The organism is Psychroflexus sp. MES1-P1E, assembly GCF_002836055.1.
Lineage (GTDB): Bacteria > Bacteroidota > Bacteroidia > Flavobacteriales > Flavobacteriaceae > Psychroflexus.
Genome location: NZ_PJBS01000243.1, coordinates 1 through 2,364, shown reverse-complemented (window position 1 = coordinate 2,364; position 2,364 = coordinate 1). Strand labels below are relative to the sequence as shown.

General features: G+C 32.1%; 3 protein-coding genes. All 3 read left to right on the top strand.

The window, feature by feature from the left end:
• Positions 1-91: 91 nt before the first annotated feature.
• The 3 genes from CXF67_RS09330 to CXF67_RS09320 all read left to right on the top strand — a co-directional run bounded on the left by CXF67_RS09330 (position 92) and on the right by CXF67_RS09320 (position 2,228).
• Complete coding sequence (locus CXF67_RS09330; RefSeq protein WP_102088512.1) at positions 92-703, top strand: hypothetical protein; 612 nt, start codon at positions 92-94, stop codon at positions 701-703.
• Between the two features lie 236 nt (positions 704-939).
• Positions 940-1,524 (top strand): hypothetical protein, encoded by a 585-nt coding sequence (locus CXF67_RS09325; RefSeq protein WP_145990436.1) that lies wholly within the window; start codon positions 940-942, stop codon positions 1,522-1,524.
• Between the two features lie 212 nt (positions 1,525-1,736).
• Positions 1,737-2,228 carry a DUF3592 domain-containing protein gene (locus CXF67_RS09320; protein ID WP_102088509.1) on the top strand — a complete coding sequence of 164 codons (492 nt, stop codon included), beginning with the start codon at positions 1,737-1,739 and terminating at the stop codon, positions 2,226-2,228.
• Positions 2,229-2,364: the final 136 nt, after the last annotated feature.

The following is a 2,364-nucleotide window of genomic DNA, read 5'->3' as shown; positions in this document are numbered from 1 at the left end:
CACTATATAACAAATCATAATCGCCTTTAGGCGAACTACGATTGTTATACTTAACGTTAGCGGTCAGTAAAAAGGAGAAAAGTAATAAGATATGTTTCGAAAAATATTAATAGGAATATCAATCCTAATTGGAATTGGACTTGTGGCATTTATAGGTTGGTTTTTAATGATAATTTCAGCCTTTGGAGCATTCGACCAAGATTATTCTATAACCGAGTTGAAAGAAAATTTCGAAAAGAATAAAACAGAAATCTATGAACTCAAAAGGTATTTTAATGAAATAGTTCCAAAAGGACGATTTGTTGAAATTGAATTTGACAATGATAACACTCTATTTAGGTTTGGAATTAAAGACATAAGTTCAAGTAGTCCAATGTTTTTAGAATGGGACTTGAAAACGAATACTTCAAGAATGGATAGTATTATTAAACCAATAGGATGGACAAGAGAAACGCTTAAAACCCTAAAAGAAAAACTAGACAATGCAGATTGCATTCAAATTGAAAGCGGTGAGCCAACAAAAATTGGATTTAAAAGAAGTGGTATGGGAATGTACTCATTTAACATTTTTGATCAATCAATTCCTGAAAACTTAAAACAGCAATACAATGACAGTTGCAGCTATATTTTCGCAAATGAAAGACTTGTTTTGGAATATGCAGGAGGTGCAAAGGGAGGTCAATGCTTTTATAATATGAAATGAAAAAATGAAAACCGAACCGCTAACATCATCTATATTTTATAGGGCAGTTGGTAGTAAATTGAAACAGTAAAACAATTAATAAACTCCGCCAAAACTTTGTTTTGGCGTTTATCAGCAGAAAAAGTTAAACCCCAAAGCCAAAGTTTTGGCTAATTAGCTAAACGAAAATAAGTACTTTTAAATCGCCCTACCAAAACATAGATTAGGCGTTGTAAGCAAGCTAAAAACCATCGTAATTGAATTCAACATTTGAAATTTTAAAAGGACTTCCGCCATACGGAAAAATGTATGTGCCAATACCAGACGGAAATTGGTCAGAAGGATTGCCTGTTGAATTTACAAAAGATGACGGAACGAAATGGGTTGCGAATATTGAATACGGACAAGAAGGGTTTGATTATATAAACGCATTAAATAATCTGACTGAAATACTTGTTATTGCAAACGGCTGTTGCTACATAATTGACCGAAATAAGGAAAAAAGCATTTGCGATTTTGGATATGACTTTAAGCAAGTAATTGAATATAATAAAAAGTTCGTTTTAATCGGAACAAGAAATATTGCGATAGTTGAGAGTTCTGAAAAGATAGAACGTTATAAAAATCTGTGTTGGGATTTTATCGAAGATATTACATTAGAAAATGGAACTTTAAGCCGAGTTTTAAATGATTACAATGCTTCGGACAAATATGATAAAACGGACTTCAAAATCGATTTAGAAACATACGAATTGACTAAACCGAAAAAGAAATTTAAACCAAAAATAAAAACTGAACCGAAAACAACTGAATTAAAAAAATGGTGGGAAATCTGGAAATAAAGCCAGCTTACAACAATGGCTATAATTAATACGGGTTTGGTGCTTAACCCAAAGTTTAGAGCTTTTAACCAAGTCCGCCAAATCTTTTGATTTGGCTTTAGAACAAAAAAGATAAAACAAAATAAAAAGTTTTGGCTAAGTGCTTAATCGGAAATTCAGTATTTTTAATTCCCGTACTAACCATAGCCTGGACGTTGTAGGTAATTTAAAAAATGAGCATCGACATAAAAAAACACATATTACCAATTGGCCTTTTGATTGTCATTTTTAGTGCCTTTTTTTACAATCGGGATTTACTCGGAGGACTAGTTTTTCTAGTTGTTGGTTTCGGATTTTTATACGCAGGATTCTATATTCGAAATACTAATAGCAGAATAAAAACCAACGGAATTAAAACACAAGCGAAAATAGTTGACTTTAAAAAAGAACGAACTAAAGACGCGGACGGAGATTCTTACGAATATCATTTTCCGGTAGTAAGTTTTACCGACCGAAATGGAGTTGAAACAACTCAAAAGTTGGACTCTAGTGAAAACCCGAAACGGATTAATGAACTGATTGACATTATTTACCTAAAAAAAGAAAATGAGTACGAAATTATAAAAGACAATGATTGGTGGGAAAATAACCTACCAATGATTTTACTAATCGGTGGATTTTTATTTTCTGGAATCGGAATTATATGGTTGATAAATAAAATCTGAATAAAAAACTACCTACAACACCGTATAAAAATAATTGCGGTTTAGTGCTAAAACAAAGGTAGTTGCGTGTTTGCTACATCTGATTTTCCTTCGGAAAATCCTCGCATACAAACCCGCAACTATTCTTATACATAAA